Source organism: Pseudomonas sp. PA-6-3C, assembly GCF_021605825.1.
GTDB lineage: Bacteria > Pseudomonadota > Gammaproteobacteria > Pseudomonadales > Pseudomonadaceae > Aquipseudomonas > Aquipseudomonas edaphica.
Genome location: NZ_WKDV01000041.1, coordinates 1 through 19879, shown reverse-complemented (window position 1 = coordinate 19879; position 19879 = coordinate 1). Strand labels below are relative to the sequence as shown.

Genomic DNA, 19879 nt, shown 5'->3' with positions numbered 1-19879 from the left:
GCCGGCTCTTCTGTGGGAGCTGGCTTGCCTGCGATAGCATCGACTCAATCTTCCTGATATACCGCGGCGCCTGTATCGCAGGCAAGCCAGCTCCCACACAAGCCAGCTCCCACATTGTCCTGTGTCATCTCGTTGAACTTCTAAACTCCTTTTAAGCGTGGCATCCCGCCGCAGGCCTTGCCGTGCGTGGCATTGATGCGCGTCATGACAAACGGCTTCGGCGCGATGCTTGACAACCTCAGGTCGTAAACGTATGTTTCAAACACCTGTTTGACCGCCATAACAAATCCACGCGGTTGTTCATCCCAGATACATCAGCAGAGGTTTATCGCTATGCCTGACTACAAGGCCCCCTTGCGTGATATTCGCTTCGTTCGTGACGAACTGCTCGGTTATGAAGCGCACTATCAGAGCCTGCCGGCTTGCCAGGACGCTACCCCGGACATGGTTGACGCCATTCTTGAGGAAGGCGCCAAGTTCTGTGAGCAAGTGCTGGCACCGTTGAACCGCGTGGGTGACATCGAAGGGTGTACCTGGAGCGAGTCAGGCGTAAAAACCCCTACTGGTTTCAAAGAAGCCTACAAGCAGTTCGTCGAAGGCGGCTGGCCAAGCCTGGCCCACGACGTGGAGCACGGTGGCCAAGGCCTGCCGGAATCCCTGGGCCTGGCCGTGAGCGAGATGGTCGGCGCCGCCAACTGGTCGTGGGGCATGTACCCTGGCCTGTCCCACGGTGCGATGAACACCATCTCCGAGCACGGCACCCCGCAACAGCAAGACGCTTACCTGACCAAGCTGGTTTCGGGTGAGTGGACCGGCACCATGTGCCTGACCGAGCCGCACTGTGGCACCGACCTGGGCATGCTGCGCACCAAGGCCGAACCTCAGGCTGATGGTTCCTACAAAGTCTCCGGCACCAAGATCTTCATCTCGGCCGGTGAACACGACATGGCCGACAACATCGTCCATATCGTACTGGCCCGCCTGCCGGACGCACCGGCCGGCACCAAGGGTATTTCGCTGTTCATCGTGCCTAAATTCCTGCCGAACGCAGACGGCTCGATCGGCGAGCGCAATGCGGTGACCTGTGGTTCCCTGGAACACAAGATGGGCATCCACGGTAACGCCACCTGCGTGATGAACTTCGACGCGGCCACCGGTTTCCTGATCGGCCCGGCGAACAAAGGCCTGAACTGCATGTTCACCTTTATGAACACCGCTCGCCTGGGCACCGCGCTGCAAGGCTTGTCCCACGCCGAGATCGGCTTCCAGGGCGGCCTGAAATACGCTCGCGACCGCCTGCAAATGCGCTCGCTGACTGGCCCGAAAGCGCCGGACAAAGCCGCTGACCCAATCATCGTGCACCCTGACGTGCGCCGCATGCTGCTGACCATGAAAGCCTTCGCTGAAGGCAACCGTGCGATGGTGTACTTCACCGCCAAGCAAGTGGACATCGTCAAGTACGGCACCGACGACGAAGCCAAGAAGCAAGCCGACGGCCTGCTGGCGTTCATGACCCCAATCGCCAAGGCGTTCATGACCGAAGTCGGTTTTGAATCGGCCAACCACGGCGTGCAGATCTACGGCGGCCACGGCTTTATCGCCGAGTGGGGCATGGAGCAGAACGTTCGTGACAGCCGCATTTCGATGCTGTACGAAGGCACCACCGGCATCCAGGCACTCGACTTGCTGGGCCGTAAAGTGCTGATGACTCAAGGCGAAGCGCTCAAGGGCTTCACCAAGATCGTGCACAAGTTCTGCCAGGCCAACGAAGGCAACGAAGCCGTTAAGGAATTCGTTGCACCGCTGGCGGCACTGAACAAAGAGTGGGGCGAGTTGACCATGAAGGTCGGTATGGCCGCGATGAAAGACCGTGAAGAAGTCGGTGCCGCCTCGGTGGACTACCTGATGTACTCCGGCTATGCGTGCCTGGCTTACTTCTGGGCCGACATGGCACGCCTGGCTGCTGAAAAACTGGCTGCCGGCACCACCGAAGAGGCGTTCTACACCGCCAAGCTGCAGACGGCGCGCTTCTACTTCCAGCGCATCCTGCCGCGTACCCAGACCCATAAGGTCACCATGCTGTCGGGCGCCAACAACCTGATGGACATGAAAGAAGAAGACTTCGGCCTGGCTTACTAAGCCCTGCCGGTCTCCTGAAAACCGCCGCTTCATTTGGAAGCGGCGGTTTTTTTATGTGCGGCGATAAAAAACACAGCACAGCACTCAGGGATTGCGCCTGGCTGCCGTTACAGTGATGGCAATGTGATACAGGTCACATTGAATGTGCTTAACTGTGCTCAGTGAAGGCACTGTGCCATCTTTCTGGGCGGGTCGGAGCTTTACCCTTGTCACGCGTGTCCGCTGTACGGTTCAGTCATTTTCTCCCTTCGTTGCTGCTGTTGCTGGCCGGGCTCTCGGCTGCGTATGTCAAAGACCTCAGCGTGTTCTTTACCTCGCTGTTCAATGTGCTGCCGACCTTGGTGCTGTTGCTCGGCGGCGCGTACTGCGCGGTGTATCGGCGCCAGCGTGAGCTGTTTCTGATGATCACGGTGTACGTCGTTTACTTCCTGCTTGACACCCAGACCGATTATTACCGCGATAACGGCCGCGTCCGTGAAGACGCCGCGGTGGTGTTCCATCTGTGTTGCTTGCTGTTGCCGTTGCTGTTCAGCATTTACGCGCTGTGGCAGGAGAAAACCCACCTGTTCCGCGACTTTGTGGCGCGCTGCGCCGTGCTTTTTGCGTTTGGCAGCGTAGCCCTGGCGCTTGAGCAGAGTTTCCCCCAAGCCTTGCTGAACTGGCTGGCGGAGATTCGCTGGCCGGCGCTGCATGGCAGTTGGATGAGCCTGATCCAGCTGTCGTACCCGATGTTCCTGATTGGTTTTGTCACCCTGGCGGCGCAGTACTGGTATCAGCCGCGGCCCTTGCACGCGGCGCAACTGGTGGGTTTGCTGGGGCTGTTCTGGATGTTGCCGCAAACCTTTATCCTGCCGTTCACGCTGAACATCATGTGCAGCCAGGTAATGCTGATGATTGCCGCCGGCGTGGCGCACGAGGCTTATCAGATGGCCTTTCGCGATGAACTCACCGGCTTGCCGGGGCGGCGCGCGCTCAATGAGCGCATGCAACGGTTGGGGCGCAATTATGTGTTGGCAATGAGCGACGTCGATCACTTCAAGCGCTTTAACGACACCCACGGCCACGATGTCGGTGACCAAGTGCTGCGGCTGGTGGCCAGCAAATTGTCGAAGGTCAATGGCGGTGGGCGTGCCTATCGTTATGGCGGGGAAGAGTTTGCCGTGGTGTTCGCCGGCAAGACGTTGGACGAGTGCATGCCGCACCTGGAAGAGATTCGCGAGATCATCGCCAACTACGCCATCAAGCTGCGCAACCCGGACCGTCCCCACGACGACCAGCAGGGCCGCCAACGCCGGGTGGGCAGTGGCGCCTCGAGTGTGTCGGTGACGGTCAGCATCGGCGTGGCCGAGCGCCAGGTCGAGCAGCGCACGCCTGAAGAAGTGCTCAAGTCCGCCGATCAGGCGCTCTACGCGGCCAAGGGCGCGGGGCGTAACTGCGTGGTCGCTGCCGGGCAAACCCGGCGCGGCGCGGTGCGCATGGAGAGCGCTGCCGGTTGAGTGATGGCGGTGTATTCAGCGGTTCTACAGTGATTGTTCGAGGCGATGACCGGCAGTAGGTTGAAAGTATCTGCTGCCGGAGACATTGCCATGCCTGAGTACAAAGCTCCCCTGCGCGACATGCGCTTTCTGATCGACAACGTGTTTGATTTTCACGGCCACTACGCCGCCTTGGGCGCCACCGACGCGAGCCCGGATATGGTCAGCGCGATTCTCGAAGAAGGCGCCAAATTCTGCGAAAACGTGCTGTCGCCGCTCAATCGCAGTGGCGATGAAGAAGGCTGCCACTTCGACAATGGCGTGGTCACCACGCCCAAGGGCTTCAAGGAAGCTTTCGCCCACTACGTGGAAGGCGGCTGGCATGGCGTGGCGGCGGACCCGGTCTACGGTGGCCAGGGCTTGCCGCTGTCCCTGGGCCTGGTGCTCAGCGAAATGATCGGCTCCAGCAACACCTCCTGGGGTATGTACCCGGGTCTCACCCACGGTGCAATGTCGGCGATTCACGCCCACGGCACTGAAGAACAGAAAGCCACCTACCTGACCAAACTCACCGCCGGCGAATGGACCGGCACCATGTGCCTCACCGAAGCCCACTGTGGCACCGACCTGGGCCTGATCAAGACCCGCGCCGTGCCCCAGGCGGACGGCAGTTACGCGGTCACCGGCAGCAAGATCTTTATCTCGGCCGGCGAGCACGACATGAGTGCCAATATCATTCACTTGGTGCTGGCCAAACTGCCGGACGCCCCGGCGGGCACCAAAGGTATCTCGTTGTTTATCGTGCCCAAGTTCCATGCCGATTCAGGCGAGCGCAACGCGGTGCACTGTGGTTCCATCGAGCACAAGATGGGCATCAAGGCCTCGGCCACCTGCGTGCTGAACTTCGACGGTGCCAAGGGCTTTTTGATTGGCGAGGCGAACAAAGGCCTCAATTGCATGTTCACCATGATGAACCACGCGCGCCTGGGCACTGGCATGCAGGGTTTGTGCAATGGTGAGGCGAGTTTCCAGGGCGCGATCAAATACGCCAACGACCGCCTGCAAATGCGCTCGCTGACCGGCGCCAAGGCCCCGGATAAAGCCGCTGACCCGATCATCGTGCACGCCGACGTGCGGCGCATGTTGCTGACCATGAAGGCCTTCAATGAAGGCAATCGGGCGCTGACCTACTTCACTGCCCAACTGCTCGACACCGCGCACTTGAGCAGTGACGCCGCCCAACGCCAGGAGGCCGAAGATCTGTTGGCGTTCCTCACACCTATCTGCAAAGCCTTTATGACCGAAACCGGGCTGGAGGTGACCAACCACGGTATGCAGGTGTTCGGTGGCCATGGCTACATTCGCGAATGGGGCATGGAGCAACTGGCGCGTGATGCGCGGATTGCGCCGATCTATGAAGGCACTAATGGCATCCAGGCGCTCGACTTGCTGGGCCGTAAGGTACTGGGCAGCCAGGGCAAGTTGCTGCGCGGGTTTACCAAGCTTGTGCATAAGTTCTGCGCGGCGAATGCCGAGCACCCGCAGCTCAAGGCCCAGGTTGAGCAGCTCAACCAACTGAACCAGCAATGGGGCGAGCTGACGATGAAGGTCGGCATGGCTGCCATGAAAAACCCGGATGAAGTGGGCGCGGCGGCGGTGGATTACTTGATGTACAGCGGTTACATCATTCTGGCGTACCTGTGGTTGCGCATGGCCATTGCGGCCCAATCGCATGACGACGCAGCGTTCGCCCAAGCTAAATTGGCAACCTGCGATTTCTACTTCAAGCGCTTGTTGCCGCGCACTGCAACGCACCGCGCCGCTGTGGAGGCGGGCAGTGAGTGCTTGATGAGCTTGCCTGCGCAGTTGTTTGCGCTTTAGGCGCGATTGATTCACTGCGGTCAAAATGTGGGGCTGGCTTGCCTGCGATGGCATCAACTCGGTGTAACTGATAAACCGAGGTGCCGGCATAGCAGGCAAGCCAGCTCCCACAGAAGTCCATATTGGATTCGTGATATGACCATTAAATACCTAATGGTCACTAACGGACCCTATGTGTCTCAAATGTTGTTCGGTTACACTCGAAGCCTGTAAAACCGATCCTATCGAATCACTTTTCCTGTTCTCACGAGGTTTGCCATGGCTGATTACAAAGCGCCGCTGCGTGATATGCGCTTCGTCCTCAACGAAGTTTTTGAGGTCGCCAACACCTGGGCCCAATTGCCGGCATTGGCAGACACCGTAGATGCCGAAACCGTTGAGGCGATCCTTGAAGAAGCCGGCAAGGTCACGGCCAAATCCATCGCGCCGCTCAGCCGTAATGGCGACGAGCAAGGTTGCCGTTGGGCGGACACTGCCGTCAGCACGCCGGATGGTTTCCCACAGGCTTATAAGACCTACGCCGAAGGTGGCTGGGTGGGCGTCGGCGGCGACCCGATCTTCGGCGGCATGGGCATGCCCAAGGCCGTCTCGGCGCAAGTTGAAGAGATGATCAACTCATCGAGCCTGGCGTTTGGCCTTTACCCGATGCTGACCTCCGGCGCCTGCGTCTCCATCAACACCCACGCCAGCGAAGCGCTCAAGGCTACCTACCTGCCGAAAATGTATTCGGGTGAGTGGGCAGGTTCCATGTGCCTGACGGAAGCGCACGCCGGGACTGACCTGGGCATTATCCGCACCAAGGCTGAGCCTCAGGCGGACGGGTCCTACACCATCAGTGGCACCAAGATCTTTATCACCGGCGGCGAGCATGACCTCACCGACAACATCATCCACCTGGTGCTGGCCAAACTGCCGGATGCACCGGCCGGGCCAAAGGGCATTTCGCTGTTTCTGGTGCCGAAGTTCATGGTCAATGCCGACGGCAGCCTGGGCGCGCGCAACCCGGTGAGTTGCGGCTCCATCGAACACAAGATGGGCATCCAGGCATCCGCGACCTGCGTGATGAACTTCGATGCAGCCGTGGGTTACCTGGTGGGCGAGCCGAACCGTGGGTTGGCGGCGATGTTCACCATGATGAACTACGAGCGTTTGGGTGTGGGTATCCAGGGCCTGGCGTCGGGTGAGCGCTCTTATCAAAACGCGATTGAATACGCGCGCGACCGTCTGCAAAGCCGCTCGCCGACCGGCGCCCAGGCCAAGGACAAAGTGGCCGACCCGATCATCGTGCACCCGGATGTGCGCCGCATGTTGCTGACCATGAAAGCCTCGAACGAAGGCGGTCGTGCGTTCTCCACCTATGTGGCCACGCAATTGGACATCGCCAAGTTCAGTGAAGATGCCGCCGCTCGCGAACGTGCAGACAACCTGGTGGCGCTGCTGACACCTGTTGCCAAGGCCTTCCTCAGCGACCTTGGCCTGGAAACCACCGTGCTCGGCCAGCAGATCTTTGGCGGCCACGGCTACATCCGCGAGTGGGGCCAGGAGCAGTTGGTGCGGGATGTGCGCATCACGCAGATCTACGAAGGCACCAACGGCATTCAAGCGCTGGACTTGATGGGGCGCAAGATCGTTGGCAGTGGCGGGGCGTTCTACACCTTGTTCGCTGACGAGATCCGCCAGTTCATCGCGGCTTCAGGCGCCGAGTTGAGCGAGTTCACCCAACCGCTCAGCGCTGCCGTGGATAACCTGGATGAGTTGACCGCCTGGGTGCTGGACCGCGCCAAGACCAACCCGAATGAAATCGGCGCGGCTTCGGTTGAGTACCTGCACGCCTTTGGCTACATGGCCTATGCCTATATGTGGGCGCGCATGGCCAAGGCCGCGCTGGGCAAAGAGGCTGAGGAAGACTTCTACGCCAGCAAGCTGGGTACCGCGCGCTTCTACTTTGCCCGCCTGCTGCCGCGCATTCATTCACTGAGTGCGTCGGTAAAAGCCGGTAGTGAATCATTGTTTTTGCTGGATGAAGCACTGTTCTAAGGGCTTGGAGGGCGTGTAAGCATTCTCTTACATGACGTGCTGCTATTCGTCCTCTATCGCCAAATTGGATCCACGGATAATCTACTTCACATGGACGTCGCGCAGGAAGCGCAAAGCAACAACACGGACACGTAGGATTCTGCCAGGATGGCGGAGTGAAATGGATGTCAGGGAAACAGTCTGCAAAGCCCCGCTTCGGCGGGGTTTTCTTTTGCCCGCGAAAAAGTCAGGCGCCTGCCTGTGGGGCATTCATTACGTCTTCGAGCAGGGTGCGCAATAACGCCACCGTCGCTTGTTGGCGCTGCACATCGCGGCACACCAACCCCACTTTCAGCGGCACCCTGGGTTCACTCAAGGGCTTCCACAGCAGTGCCTTGCTGTTGTGTTCATCCTGGGAGCGCCCCGGCAATACGGTGGCGAGCTGGGTATGAGGCAGGCTATCGAGAATCCCTGCCATCGTATTCAACTCCGCCTGCACTTGTGGCCGTCGTCCTAAATTGGATAACTGGCCTTGCCAGATCTGGCGCACCTGAAACTCTTCCCCCAACAGCAGCATCGGCAACTCCGCCGCCTGTTTCAGCGAGACTTTCTTGAATTCCCGCAATGGGTGGTCTTCGGGGATGACGACCTTCAGTTCATCTTCGTACAGCAACACGCCGGTTAACCCCGGCTGACGGGGAGGCAAGTAGCTGATGCCGATATCCAGCGAACCGTTGAGCAAACGCCGCTCAATTTCAATCCCGGTCAACTCATAGATCTGCACCACCAGATGCGGTTGGGCTTTGCGCACGCGCTCGAGCATCTGCGGGACCAGGCTGGTGTGCACGGTTTGCAGCACGCCAATGGCCAAGGTGCGCATCGCCTGGCCCTTGAAGTTGCGCAAGGCCTCGACGGCTTGCTGCATGCCGTCGATCAGCGGCAAGGCGTGGTTGTACAAGGTGTGTGCCGCCAGTGTCGGCAACAGGCGCTTGCTGCTGCGCTCGAACAGGCTGACATCCAGGTTCTGCTCCAGCTGGCGAATCTGTTGCGACAAGGCCGGTTGCGAGATCGACAAACGCTCGGCGGCACGGCCCACGTGGCCTTCCTCATACACCGCGACGAAATAACGCAGTTGCTTGAAATCCATAAGACATACTTATCGAAAAAGCTGGAAAATCGAAATGGCCGATGGCCCCTCGGACGCCTAGTCTAGCGCCTATTCGCAGGGCTTACAGGGCCGGATCGGGCAATGAACAGCGTTTATGTTGATAGCATTTACATAGGCAAGGCAAAAAACCTCAAGGGTGTGTTTGTACGGGGCGTCGACCAAGGCCCGGTTGCTATTGGGGGTGAGCTGTGAATCTGTTTCGTCGCCCTGCGCCGAGCCTGGACGATTTGATCGTGAACGCGCGCCATGACGGCTTCAGTAAATCCCTGATGCCGACTGTGGCAAGGCCCGCGCAGGTGTTTGTGCGTGGCCAGGGCTCCTGGCTCTGGGACAGCGACGAGCGCGCCTATCTGGATTTCAGCCAGGGCAGCGCCGCCAACAGCCTCGGTCATAGCCCGCAGGTATTGATCAAAGCCCTGGCCGATCAGACTCATATGCTGATCAACCCTGGCAACGGCCTGCACAACCGCGCCCAACTGAACCTCGTCGATCGGCTGTGCGATCACACCGGCAGCGACCAGGGTTACCTGCTCAACAGCGGCTCGGAAGCCTGTGAAGCCGCGATCAAACTGGCGCGTAAATGGGGTCAGCTGCATCGCGGTGGTGCCTATCACATCATCAGCGCCAGCAGCGGTTGTCATGGTCGAAGCTTTGCGGCATTGGCAGCCTCGGCTAATGCTGGCGGCAACCGTTTTGAGCCGCAACTATCGGGCTTCAGCCATGTGCCCTTCAACGATTTGCCGGCGCTGCATGCAGCCGTCGATGCCCAAACAGTTGCCATCATGTTGGAGCCGATCCAGGGTGAAGCTGGCGTCATTCCCGCTACCGAGCACTATTTGAAGGGCGTCGAGCGCCTGTGCCGCGAACTGGGGATCCTGCTGATCCTCGATGAAGTGCAAACCGGCATTGGCCGTTGCGGCAGCCTGCTGGCTGAACAACAGTACGGCGTGCGTGCCGACATCATCACCCTCGGCAAAGGCTTGGGCGGCGGTGTGCCGTTGGCGGCGTTGCTGGCGCGCGGCAAGGCTTGTTGTTTCGAAGCGGGGGAACTGGAGGGGACGCATCACGGCAATGCTTTGATGGCGTCTGCCGGTACAGCCGTACTCGACGTCGTGTTGGAAAGCGGTTTTCTTGAACAGGTACGCGAATCCGGCCTGTACCTGGGAGAAGGCCTTGCCCGGCTGGCCTATCGATACGGCCATGGGCAACTACGCGGCAACGGACTCCTGTGGGGCCTGACGCTGTCAGATGATTCTGCGGATGCGGTGGTAAAGGCTGCATTGCACGAACACTTGCTCCTGACCGCGCCGAAACCCGACTGTTTGCGTTTTACTCCAGCCTTGAACATCAGCAAAAGCCACATCGACGAAATGCTCCTGCGCCTGGCGCGCGCGTTCTCCCGCGTGCGTACCGCCCAACTGCAATGTCGCAAGGGCATCGCCGTTTAACCTCTTATTCCTGAACCGTCTCGCGGCATACGCGGCGCCTCCAGCCTGATTCTTTTGGCTGGGGGCGTTTTTTTGTTCGTGAAATTTTTGGATTGAAAACGTTGATTGAGCATCCGTGAAAACAATGGCTTTATCAGTCAAAAAGATTTGATTTGGTTTCGGGCGATGGCAAAAACTTATGAAAGCTTAAACGACACACAAGTCCAGCAATTACTGGATTTAAGGGAGTTTGTGGAGATTCATCATGATCAAAAAATATGAAAGTGAAGCGCTGGAGTCGATTCATAAATCTGCCGTAGCACTTCATTCAATTGGAGCAATCAGCAAAACCACCCTCCGAGAATATGACGAAGCGTGCTTATCGGCCGTCCCTGAACAAATTCCGGCCGAGCAGATCAAGCAGCTGCGTGAAAGCAGTCATGTCAGTCAGCCCGTTTTCGCTCGCTACCTCAACACCAGCGCCTCCACCGTGAAAAAGTGGGAGTCCGGCGAAAAACAACCCAGCGGCATGGCGCTCAAGTTACTGAGCATCGTACAGAAACACGGCCTGGAGATTCTGGCCTGAAGATGGCCCAATGCCAGATCCCACTGAACCCTCACGAACGCCCAAGGTCGATTAGCTACACGGCTCACACGAGCCGATTTTTTGGAGCTTACCCATGGACATCATTCGTATCATCATCGCTATCCTGCTGCCGCCATTGGGTGTGTTCCTGCAAGTGGGTTTCGGCGGCGCGTTCTGGCTGAACATCCTGCTGACCCTGTGCGGTTACTTCCCCGGTATCATCCACGCGGTGTACATCATCGCCAAGCGCTGAGGCCGTCAGCCTTTTGCGATGAGCCGTGAATTGCGCTCGTTGCGAAAGGCCAACTGCTCGATGGTCTGGGTGGCATGCTCGGCTTCTTCCCGCGCCTTGAGGATGATGCCGTGCTGCTCGGACTTGCTGCACACCGGGTCGGCATTGCTCGCATCGCCCGTGAGCATGAACGCCTGGCAACGGCAGCCGCCGAAGTCCTTTTCCTTTTCATCGCATGAACGGCACGGCTCGGGCATCCAGTCGTAGCCGCGAAAGCGGTTGAAGCCAAACGAGTCGTACCAGATGTGCTGCATGCTGTGGTCGCGCACATTGGGAAATTGCACCGGCATCTGTCGGGCGCCGTGGCAAGGCAGGGCGGTGCCGTCCGGCGTCACTGTCAGAAAGATGCTGCCCCAGCCGTTCATGCAGGCTTTCGGGCGTTCCTCGTAGTAATCCGGTGTCACGAATATCAGCTTGCACGGGTGGCCTTCGGCTTCGAGCTTGGCGCGGTATTCGTTGGTGATGCGTTCGGCGCGTACCAGTTGTTCCTGGGTCGGCAGCAAGCCCACACGGTTGAGTTGCGCCCAGCCGTAGAACTGGCAGGTGGCAAGCTCGACGAAATCTGCCTCCAGTGCGATGCACAGTTCGATAATGCGGTCGATCTTGTCGATATTGTGCCGATGGGTAACGAAATTCAGCACCATCGGATAGCCGTGGGCCTTCACCGCGCGGGCCATTTCCAGCTTTTGCGCGAAGGCTTTTTTCGAGCCGGCGAGCAGGTTGTTCACCTGTTCATCGCTGGCCTGGAAGCTGATCTGGATGTGGTCCAGGCCAGCCTTCTTGAAGTCGCTGATCTTCTGCTCGGTGAGACCGATGCCCGAGGTGATCAGGTTAGTGTAGAAACCCAGCTTGCGCGCCTCGGCGATCAGTTCGGCAAGGTCCTGGCGCACCAGCGGTTCACCGCCGGAAAACCCCAGTTGCGCGGCGCCCATTTCCCGCGCTTCGCGAAACACCTTGATCCACTGCTCAGTGCTCAGCTCTTTACCCTGCTCGGCAAAATCCAGCGGGTTGGAGCAATACGGGCACTGCAACGGGCAGCGATAAGTCAGCTCGGCGAGCAGCCACAGTGGCAGGCCGATCGGTGGCTTTTCAGGCAAGTTCGATCCAGTGCTCAGCACGGGCGACCTCCATGAAATCCTCGATGTCTTGACCGAGTTCAGGCACGCCCGGGAATTGTTTATCCAGCTCGGCGATGATGGCGGCCACGTCGCGCTCGCCGTCGATCAGCCCGCCGATCAAGGCGGCGCTGTCGTTGAGCTTGATCATGCCTTCGGGGTAGAGCAACACGTGGCCTTTTTGCGCTGGCTCGTACTGGTAGCGATAGCCCTGGCGCCAGGTCGGTGTTCTGCTGCGATCAAAGCTCATAGGGTGATCCCTTTATGCCAGACCCGCTGTTCGGTCACGCTGTGATACGGCGGGCGTTTGAGTTCGTAGGCCATGCTCATGGCATCCAGCATGCTCCACAGAATGTCGAGTTTGAACTGCAGAATTTCCAGCATGCGTTCCTGGCCTTCGCGTGTGGTGTAGTGCTGCAGCGTGATCGCCAAACCATGCTCTACGTCGCGACGCGCCTGGCCCAGGCGGGTGCGGAAATACTCATAACCGGCCGGGTCGATCCACGGATAGTGCTGCGGCCAGCTGTCGAGGCGCGACTGGTGGATCTGCGGCGCAAACAGTTCGGTCAGCGAGCTGCTGGCAGCTTCCTGCCAGCTGGCGCGGCGGGCAAAGTTGACATAGGCATCCACCGCAAACCGTACGCCGGGCAGTACCAGTTCCTGGGAGCGTAACTGGTCGGGGTCGAGGCCGACGGCCTGGCCCAGGCGCAGCCAGGCTTCAATACCGCCGTCTTCACCGGGCGCGCCGTCGTGGTCGAGCAGACGCTGGATCCACTCACGGCGGATCTCACGGTCGGGGCAGTTGGCCAGGATCGCAGCGTCTTTGAGCGGGATGTTCACCTGATAGTAGAAACGGTTGGCGACCCAGCCCTGAATCTGCTCGCGGGTGGCGCGGCCTTCATACATCGCCACGTGGTACGGGTGATGGATATGGTAGAACGCGCCCTTGGCCCGCAGGGCGGCTTCGAATTCGGTGGTGGTCAACGGTGTGTCAGTCACTTCGTCTGCTCCTACAATTCAATGCTCATGCCGTCGTAAGCCACTTCGACATTGCGCCGCACCAGCTCGGCGCGCTCGGGGGAGTCTTCGTCGAGGATCGGGTTGGTGTTGTTGATGTGGATAAGCACTTTGCGCTGCTTGGGTAGCTGCTCCAGTACTTCGAGCATGCCGCCGGGGCCGCTCTGCGCCAGGTGGCCCATCTCGCGGCCGGTGCGCGTGCCGACGCCACGGCGCTGCATTTCATCGTCGTCCCACATCGTGCCGTCCACCAGCAGGCAGTCGCTGCCCGCCATGATTTCCAGCAGCGGCGCGTCGACTTTGCCCAGGCCTGGGGCGTAGAACAATTTACCGCCAGTGCGCAGGTCCTCGACGATCAGGCCGATGTTATCGCCTGGGTGCGGGTCGAAGCGGTGCGGCGAGTAGGGCGGCGCGGCGCTGCGCAAGGGCAGCGGGGTGAAGCGCAGATTCGGGCAGGCCGGGATGGTGAAGCTGGCGTCCAGCTCGATACGGTTCCACGCCAGGCCGCCGTTCCAGTGGGTCAACATGGTGAACAGCGGGAAACCGGTGCTCAGGTCTTCATGGACCATGTCAGTGCACCACACCTGATGCGGGCAACCTTCGCGCAAGCTCAACAGGCCGGTGGTGTGGTCGATCTGGCTGTCCATCAGGATAATTGCGCTGATGCCGGTATCGCGCAGCGCGCGGCCGGGTTGCATCGGCGCAAAGCCTTGCAGTTGCGCACGGATATCCGGCGAAGCATTGCACAGCACCCAGTTCACGCCATCGTCGGAGATCGCGATGGACGACTGGGTACGCGCCTGGGCGCGCAGGCTGCCGTCGCGAAAGCCTGCGCAGTTCACGCAGTTGCAGTTCCACTGCGGGAAGCCACCGCCGGCGGCGGAACCTAGAATCTGGACAAACATGATTGCTCCATCACGCAAAGCTCAAAACAAAAACGCCCCGGGCGAACCGAGGCGTTGTATTACTCAGCCAATCAACGGCTGGCGAAGTACATGGTGACTTCGAAACCGATACGCAGATCAGTGTAAGCGGGTTTGGACCAGGTCATATTCATACTCCTACCAAGGGATGGGACGTTCACTACCAAGTAATACATATAGTCCACCTCCTATTGGAGATGTTCAGATATTGCGTATGAATATTACGCAATTCTTTTCAAGTTAGCGCTGTCTTGACGGAAAAAGCCTGTTGCAGGGTTGGCAATGATCAGCCTGCCGGTTGCCAGGCGTCGTTGATTCGCGGGCCGTTGGCCACGCAACGCCAGCCGCCTGAGGCATCGTTGAGTTGCTGAGCGGCGCGCTGCAGATCCTTGCGTGTGCGGTTTTGTATCAACTGTTGTAGCAGGTCCAGGTAACCCGACGGATGGCCCGCCAAGTAAGCCTGCCACAGCAGTTCGGCGGCTTGGTTGAGCGGCAGTTGCTGGGCACTGAATTGCTGCGCCAGGGTCTGGTTGCCCAGGTCTGGGCTGCTGTCGATTAACGACGGTAATTGCTTCAGAAAGGTCTGCAGGTGATCGACGATCCCGCTCAGTGAAACGCTGGGAGACTGCACACCAAACAGCAGCCCGGTTTGCCCGTTGACCTGTCGGATGCCGCTGAAAACCGCGTAGCCGATTTGCAGATCAACCCGCAGGCGCTGGTAAAACGGCCCGTGCAGCAGATGCCCAAGCAGTCGCCAGGCGGCTTCGTCGGCCAAGGCTGGCGACGGTGCTGGGCAAAACAGCAGTAAAGCGGCTTCATTGGAGTCTGTATTTATCGCGTGCCAGAGCTTCCGGCCGTCGAGGGTTGGCAGTGTGTGTTCAATGCTTGCCGCCTGCCCAGGCAGCCGCGCTGCGGCGATTTTGATCGCGGCTTCACAAGCGGCCGGCAATCCAAAGCCGAGCCCATGCCATCGAGCCGTCGCCCATGAAGCTGGCCCGGAGTGAGTGTCGGTGCAGCAAACGGGCAGCGCCTTGAGCAACGCTCGGATGGCGATCATCGGTGTCGCGGCGGGTGCGGCGTCTTGTGGCAGGCTTAAGCTTTGCGCCAATACGTCCAGAACAGCCGGCATGGGCTGATGAAGACCGACCATTTTCACCAGGAAATCATTGCCGATCGTTTCGAAAGATAACTCCACTCCGGCCTGCCGGGCATTCTCGCGCAATGGCTGTAATGTATTTTCCAACCCCACGGGCGCGGCGTTATCAAACTGCCATTGCAGATACAGCGCGCCTTCATCGGTGTCATCCGCCAATGCCTGGCTGAATGTCAGCGCCGACACCTCACGACGGCCCCGGGAGCGGTCTTGCGCGAAGGTGCGCAAACCACGATGGGCGCTGGTCTGGCCGCGGATCAGCCCGGCGCGTTGTTCTTTGGCCGGCGGAAGCAGGAATGGGTTGTTCGGCGGCAACTGCCAAGCCTGTCTGGCCGGTTTGAGGTGCAGTGAATCCAGCAGTTTTTTGAGTGCGACGACGCCCTGTTCCGACAGGTCTTCACTTTCGTTTCGCACCCATGCCAAGGCACTTTGGGTCTGTTGCTGGCGAGCGTTCAGCAAGGCGAACTCTTCGCGTAAAGGTGTCCAATCGCTGTGTGCGAAAAAGCTCAGCCAGTCGTGCAGCAACGCTTCGATTTGCGTAGCCGAATCGTCTTGAGTATCGAGGGTAAAGTCGATATCCAATACGGCTTGCCCGGCAAACGCATAAAGCACGGTCGCCTGCATGGCATTGGCCAGTTTTCGCGCTTTCAGCTCAGCCAGTAAACCACCCGGCGCCGTAGCATTGAGCCAGGTGCAGAGAAACGCCAGGGCTTGGCGAGGCGCGTCACAGGTGATGACATGGTGCAGGTGGTTATCGGCGATGTATTGAAAGCCCTGGGCGTGGCCGAGCATCAGCGCAGGCGGCGCAGCCTGTGGGTGCTGAGGGCCAGTGGCCAATTCGTCGCTGAAACGCTGGGCCAACGCTTGCAGTTCTTCCAATGGTTGCGGGCCGGCAAGGTTTAATGTCATCTGCCCGCTCTGATAGAACCTGGTATGGAATTCCTTCAATGCCTGCTGAAACGCCTCACGCTCAACCGGCAGGCTATCCCGATTACCGGCATGAAAACCGCGCAGCGGATGGTCCGCCGCCAAGCCTTCCAGCAGCGCAACCTGCTGCTGCGCCTTGGCATCCTGGGACCAGGCCACAAACTCCGCTTGCAGCACTTCGCGCTCACGCAGTTGGTCTTCAATCGTCAGGCGCGGATGGGTGAGCATATCCGCCAGCCGCTCCAGCCCATCGGCAAAGGTTGGCACCGGCAATTCAAAGAAAAAGTCCGTGGTGCGCTCGCGGGTGCTGGCGTTGACCTGCCCACCCTGGCGCTGCACGTAGGCCATCAAGCCTTCGCTTGTGGGAAAACGCGCAGTGCCGAGAAACAGCAAATGCTCAAGAAAATGCGCCAAGCCCGGCCACGCGAGTGGCACGTCATGGCTGCCGGCGGCCACGCGCAACATCGCGGCGCAACGCTTCAAGCGTGGCGCATGGCGCAAGGAAACCCGCAGGCCGTTGGCCAGGGTCAAGTCAAGGTGATGAGGGTGGGCCGGCGCGGGCATGGGCACTTCCGAAACGTAGGATGTGCCTATGCTAACAAACCGTCTGGCTCAGGGCTTGTGCAGCGCGCCGTACAGCTCTGGGCGACGGTCTTGCAGGTAGTGATTGACAGCGCGGGCATCCAGGATCGACTGGCGATCCAGCGTACCGACGATCAACGATTCATCCAGCCCCGCCTGGGCGATTCGCTGGCCATTGGGCGCAGCAATACTGCTTTGCCCGCAGTACTGAATCTCGCCTTCGTGCCCGCAGTAGTTGGCGTAGGCCACATAGCACTGGTTTTCAAAGGCCCGCGCCCGCACGGTCACGTCGGCAACAAAGTCGAACGGCACCATATTGGCCGTCGGCACCAGGATTACCTCGGCGCCGGCCAGGGCCAGGCGTCGGGTGTTTTCCGGGAACTCCAGGTCGTAGCAGATCAAAAACCCGAGCTTCCAGCCGTTAAGCTCCACCAGCGGGAAATCATCTTCCCCGGCGCTGAACATCGAGTGGTCCAGGTCGCCAAACAGATGAGTCTTGCGGTAGTTGCACAGGCGCTGGCCGTGGGCATCGATCATCTGCACGGCGTTGTAGATCTGCCCGTCCTCAGCCCGCTCCGGGTAACCGTAGAGAATGGCCAGGCCGGCGCTTTTGGCCAGCTCGGCAATCGCCTGAGCCGACGGCCCATCCTGGGCTTCGGCGAGTGCGCCCACCGCTTCCGCGCCAATGTTGTAGCCGCTGAGGAACATCTCCGGCAGCACCAGCACGTCGGCACCGGTCGCCTCATGCGCCAATTGATGCAGGCGCTTGAGGTTGCCGGCCACATCCAGCGGCAGCGGTGGGCATTGGTACAGGGCGACACGCATGCTCAACTCCTTAATCGGCCAGGGCGATCGGGCCGATTTCGTCAAAGACATCACCTGGGCCCGGGTTTTCGGGGTGAGTGCTGCCGCCGAAGTGGGTCATGATGCCCCATACCGCATTCAGCGAGGTTTGCACCGCGCCCTCGACCCAAGCAGGCGTCCAGGATACGTCGTCACCGGCGATAAAAATCCCACGCTGTTCGGCGGGCATGTCCTTCTGCATAAAGTGCGCATACATGCGCTGGTTGTAGCGATAGTGGCCGGGCAACGCGCCTTTGAAGGCGCCGAGGAAATGCGGGTCGGCTTCCCAGGACACGGTGATCGGGTCGCCGATGATGCGCGCCTTGATATCGACTTTCGGGTAGATCTTTTTCAGCGCGTCGAGCGCCAGTTTCACGCGCTTGTCGATGGGTTGCGGGAGCATTTTCAGCGCGTCGCTCATCCACGAGTACGACAGGCAAATCACGCCTGGCTTGTCGTCACCGTTGTCGAACAGATAGGTGCCACGGGTGAGGCGATCGGTGAGGGTCATGCTCATCAGGTCGCGGCCGGTCTCCGGGTCCTTGTCTTTCCAGAACGGGCGGTCGACCATCACGAAGGTCTTGGACGATTGCATGTAGCGCGTGCGGTCCAGGGCCATCCACATTTTTTGCGAAAACAGGGTTTCGTCGCATTCAATCTGGGTGGTCAGCAGCCAGCTTTGGCAGGTAGTCAGCACGGCGGCATATTCACGGGTGTCACCGTAGTTGTCGGTCACCGCAAAGCGGCCATCGGCAGCGTGGGCAATGCGTTTTACCCCTGCCCGTGGCGCGCCGCGATGCAAGGAGCTGAGGCTGGTGCCGGCAGGCCAATGCGCGCAACGCTCCGGCACATGGCGCCAGATGCCCATGGGCACTTGCGCTACGCCGCCAACCACCAAGTGTTGGTGATCGTCGCAGTTGGTCATCACCACGCGGAAGATTTCCAGCATCGAGTTGGGGAAATCCGAGTCCCAGCCACCCGTGCCGAAACCCACCTGGCCAAACACTTCGCGGTGCGCGAACGACAGCTTGGCGAACGCCTTGGAAGTGGCGACGAAGTCATAGAAGGTGCGGTCATCCCACAGCGGTACCAGCTTGTTCCACAGCGCCTTGAGGCGCGGCACGTCACGGTCGCGAATAGCTTGCTGGATATCACCGAACTGCGAGCCGGCCTCCAGCGCATCCGCCCAGGCATCGGCAACTTCCTGGAACAGCACCGGCAGGTCCGAGAGTTTTTGTGCGTAGTGGGTCTGGCCTTCGAGGTCGACCACTGTGCTGCCGGAAGCCGGTGTCAGCGGGTTGGGAAAGGGTTTGGTCTCCAGGCCCAGCTTGTCCACATAGTGGTAGAACGCGGTGGACGACACCGGAAAACGCATGCCGCCCAGCTCGGCGATGATGCCTTCGGCGCCTTCAAAGGCCTGGGAGCGCAAACGCCCGCCCATCTTCGAGGCCTCGTATACCACCGGCTTGAGGCCCAGCTTCATCAGCTCGTAAGCCGCCACCAGCCCTGCGATCCCGGCTCCCACAATCGCCACTTCCGCGCCATGATTGGCGGCGGGAATACTGCCCAGGCCAGCCGGGTGTTCGATCCAGTCATCAAAGGCAAACGGAAAATCCGGGCCAAAGATGGTGATAGGTTTTTTACCGTCGGCGGGATGGCGATTGGTCTTGCTGATGGTGCTGGACGGAATGCTCATGGCTGACCTTACTGACGACTCGCGGGATTCGGCCCGTTGAGTATAGGAAAAGATGGCAGCCAGTTTAGGGAGCGTAGCGTTCGTTATTAAGACGCAATGTGTCGTCGGATTGAATTGTTTTTAGTCAGAATGACGAAGTGGCTGGTCAAACTGGCTGACCACGGTCCAATTTGTTACTGAGGATGATCGACGTGGTGGTTTTTTCCACGCCCTCGACGCTGCCGATCTGGTCCAGCAACTGGTCCAGCTGTTCCGGCGAATCAGTGCGCAGCCAGGCCACGTAATCAAACTCGCCACTCACCGCACACAATTGCTGCACCTGCGCCATGGCGCTCAACCGGCGCAGCACTTCCTTGCCCGAGCGCGCTTGAACGGTGATGCCGACATACGCCTGCAAACCCCCGTCGACCACACGCTGCCCGAGGCGCACGCCATAACCGGTGATCACCTGGGTTTTCTCCAGGCGCGCCAGGCGCGAGGTCACCGTGGTGCGCGCAATGCCCAACTGCCGGGCAAGCATGGCCACGCTTTCGCGGGCGTTAATCTGCAAGGCGGCGATCAGTTGGCGATCGATTTCGTCGAGGGCGGGCACTGTCTCTCATACCCATCGGACGCTGCCGACGAGGCGCCACGCGTGAG

18 protein-coding genes are annotated in these 19879 nt (G+C 59.8%); 8 read left to right on the top strand and 10 right to left on the bottom strand.

The annotated features are described in order from the left end of the window. The first annotated feature begins 333 nt into the window (after nucleotides 1-333). The 4 genes from GIW48_RS23415 to GIW48_RS23400 all read left to right on the top strand — a co-directional run bounded on the left by GIW48_RS23415 (nucleotide 334) and on the right by GIW48_RS23400 (nucleotide 7532). A complete protein-coding gene (locus GIW48_RS23415; RefSeq protein ID WP_017138032.1) occupies nucleotides 334-2139 on the top strand; it encodes a phenylacyl-CoA dehydrogenase in 1806 nt (601 codons plus the stop codon). A gap of 206 nt (nucleotides 2140-2345) precedes the next feature. Continuing rightward, complete coding sequence (locus GIW48_RS23410) at nucleotides 2346-3635, top strand: GGDEF domain-containing protein (protein ID WP_017138033.1); 1290 nt, start codon at nucleotides 2346-2348, stop codon at nucleotides 3633-3635. A 90-nt stretch (nucleotides 3636-3725) separates the two neighbouring features. Beyond that, a complete protein-coding gene (locus tag GIW48_RS23405) occupies nucleotides 3726-5495 on the top strand; it encodes an acyl-CoA dehydrogenase C-terminal domain-containing protein (RefSeq protein WP_170036899.1) in 1770 nt (589 codons plus the stop codon). Between the two features lie 258 nt (nucleotides 5496-5753). Beyond that, on the top strand, nucleotides 5754-7532 hold the full coding sequence (locus tag GIW48_RS23400; protein WP_169987495.1) for an acyl-CoA dehydrogenase C-terminal domain-containing protein: 1779 nt from the start codon (nucleotides 5754-5756) through the stop codon (nucleotides 7530-7532). Nucleotides 7533-7758: 226 nt separating this feature from the next. On the opposite strand, the gene GIW48_RS23395 is transcribed toward GIW48_RS23400, so the two are convergent. Then, complete coding sequence (locus GIW48_RS23395; protein WP_017138036.1) at nucleotides 7759-8658, bottom strand: LysR family transcriptional regulator; 900 nt, start codon at nucleotides 8656-8658, stop codon at nucleotides 7759-7761. A gap of 209 nt (nucleotides 8659-8867) precedes the next feature. Here GIW48_RS23395 and GIW48_RS23390 point away from each other — a divergent pair, with 209 nt between their 5' ends. The 4 genes from GIW48_RS23390 to GIW48_RS23375 all read left to right on the top strand — a co-directional run bounded on the left by GIW48_RS23390 (nucleotide 8868) and on the right by GIW48_RS23375 (nucleotide 10945). Continuing rightward, entirely contained in the window at nucleotides 8868-10127 is a 1260-nt protein-coding gene (locus GIW48_RS23390) for an aspartate aminotransferase family protein (RefSeq protein ID WP_017138038.1), read from the top strand. A gap of 105 nt (nucleotides 10128-10232) precedes the next feature. Continuing rightward, nucleotides 10233-10388, top strand: a complete 156-nt coding sequence (locus tag GIW48_RS23385) for a hypothetical protein (protein ID WP_157786506.1) — start codon at nucleotides 10233-10235, stop codon at nucleotides 10386-10388. Beyond that, nucleotides 10372-10692, top strand: a complete 321-nt coding sequence (locus GIW48_RS23380) for a helix-turn-helix domain-containing protein (RefSeq protein ID WP_017138039.1) — start codon at nucleotides 10372-10374, stop codon at nucleotides 10690-10692. The genes GIW48_RS23385 and GIW48_RS23380 overlap by 17 nt, the downstream gene beginning before the upstream one ends. A gap of 94 nt (nucleotides 10693-10786) precedes the next feature. Continuing rightward, entirely contained in the window at nucleotides 10787-10945 is a 159-nt protein-coding gene (locus tag GIW48_RS23375) for a YqaE/Pmp3 family membrane protein (RefSeq protein ID WP_003194776.1), read from the top strand. A 5-nt stretch (nucleotides 10946-10950) separates the two neighbouring features. Here GIW48_RS23375 and pqqE read toward each other — a convergent pair whose 3' ends face one another. The 9 genes from pqqE to GIW48_RS23330 form a co-directional block, all read right to left on the bottom strand. Continuing rightward, on the bottom strand, nucleotides 10951-12081 hold the full coding sequence (gene pqqE, locus GIW48_RS23370) for a pyrroloquinoline quinone biosynthesis protein PqqE (RefSeq protein WP_017138040.1): 1131 nt from the start codon (nucleotides 12079-12081) through the stop codon (nucleotides 10951-10953). Then, the gene (pqqD, locus tag GIW48_RS23365) at nucleotides 12074-12349 is read right to left on the bottom strand and encodes a pyrroloquinoline quinone biosynthesis peptide chaperone PqqD (protein ID WP_017138041.1); all 276 of its coding nucleotides are present in this window, start codon (nucleotides 12347-12349) and stop codon (nucleotides 12074-12076) included. The genes pqqE and pqqD overlap by 8 nt, the downstream gene beginning before the upstream one ends. Further along, a complete protein-coding gene (pqqC, locus tag GIW48_RS23360; protein ID WP_122735992.1) occupies nucleotides 12346-13098 on the bottom strand; it encodes a pyrroloquinoline-quinone synthase PqqC in 753 nt (250 codons plus the stop codon). Before pqqC ends, pqqD begins: the two co-directional genes overlap by 4 nt. A gap of 11 nt (nucleotides 13099-13109) precedes the next feature. Next, the gene (pqqB, locus tag GIW48_RS23355) at nucleotides 13110-14021 is read right to left on the bottom strand and encodes a pyrroloquinoline quinone biosynthesis protein PqqB (protein WP_058420504.1); all 912 of its coding nucleotides are present in this window, start codon (nucleotides 14019-14021) and stop codon (nucleotides 13110-13112) included. 71 nt (nucleotides 14022-14092) lie between these two features. Continuing rightward, nucleotides 14093-14167 (bottom strand): pyrroloquinoline quinone precursor peptide PqqA, encoded by a 75-nt coding sequence (gene pqqA, locus GIW48_RS23350; RefSeq protein ID WP_003194766.1) that lies wholly within the window; start codon nucleotides 14165-14167, stop codon nucleotides 14093-14095. 158 nt (nucleotides 14168-14325) lie between these two features. Further along, complete coding sequence (gene pqqF / locus GIW48_RS23345) at nucleotides 14326-16683, bottom strand: pyrroloquinoline quinone biosynthesis protein PqqF (protein WP_236460412.1); 2358 nt, start codon at nucleotides 16681-16683, stop codon at nucleotides 14326-14328. Nucleotides 16684-16731: 48 nt separating this feature from the next. After that, nucleotides 16732-17526, bottom strand: coding sequence for a carbon-nitrogen hydrolase family protein (locus GIW48_RS23340; RefSeq protein WP_236460413.1), 795 nt, complete (start codon nucleotides 17524-17526; stop codon nucleotides 16732-16734). Between the two features lie 10 nt (nucleotides 17527-17536). Further along, nucleotides 17537-19219 carry a flavin monoamine oxidase family protein gene (locus GIW48_RS23335; protein WP_065929487.1) on the bottom strand — a complete coding sequence of 561 codons (1683 nt, stop codon included), beginning with the start codon at nucleotides 19217-19219 and terminating at the stop codon, nucleotides 17537-17539. A 166-nt stretch (nucleotides 19220-19385) separates the two neighbouring features. Beyond that, on the bottom strand, nucleotides 19386-19832 hold the full coding sequence (locus GIW48_RS23330) for an Lrp/AsnC family transcriptional regulator (RefSeq protein WP_058420501.1): 447 nt from the start codon (nucleotides 19830-19832) through the stop codon (nucleotides 19386-19388). Between the last annotated feature and the right edge of the window lie 47 nt (nucleotides 19833-19879).

What these genes read in the sequence shown, in the direction of transcription:
- GIW48_RS23375 (WP_003194776.1), top strand. Translation starts at nt 10,787, where the DNA reads ATGGACATCATTCGTATCATCATCGCTATCCTGCTGCCGCCATTGGGT.
- GIW48_RS23400 (WP_169987495.1), top strand. Translation starts at nt 5,754, where the DNA reads ATGGCTGATTACAAAGCGCCGCTGCGTGATATGCGCTTCGTCCTCAAC.
- GIW48_RS23380 (WP_017138039.1), top strand. Translation starts at nt 10,372, where the DNA reads ATGATCAAAAAATATGAAAGTGAAGCGCTGGAGTCGATTCATAAATCT.
- GIW48_RS23340 (WP_236460413.1), bottom strand. Translation starts at nt 17,526, where the DNA reads ATGCGTGTCGCCCTGTACCAATGCCCACCGCTGCCGCTGGATGTGGCC.
- pqqB (WP_058420504.1), bottom strand. Translation starts at nt 14,021, where the DNA reads ATGTTTGTCCAGATTCTAGGTTCCGCCGCCGGCGGTGGCTTCCCGCAG.
- GIW48_RS23415 (WP_017138032.1), top strand. Translation starts at nt 334, where the DNA reads ATGCCTGACTACAAGGCCCCCTTGCGTGATATTCGCTTCGTTCGTGAC.
- pqqF (WP_236460412.1), bottom strand. Translation starts at nt 16,683, where the DNA reads ATGCCCGCGCCGGCCCACCCTCATCACCTTGACTTGACCCTGGCCAAC.
- GIW48_RS23405 (WP_170036899.1), top strand. Translation starts at nt 3,726, where the DNA reads ATGCCTGAGTACAAAGCTCCCCTGCGCGACATGCGCTTTCTGATCGAC.
- GIW48_RS23395 (WP_017138036.1), bottom strand. Translation starts at nt 8,658, where the DNA reads ATGGATTTCAAGCAACTGCGTTATTTCGTCGCGGTGTATGAGGAAGGC.
- pqqD (WP_017138041.1), bottom strand. Translation starts at nt 12,349, where the DNA reads ATGAGCTTTGATCGCAGCAGAACACCGACCTGGCGCCAGGGCTATCGC.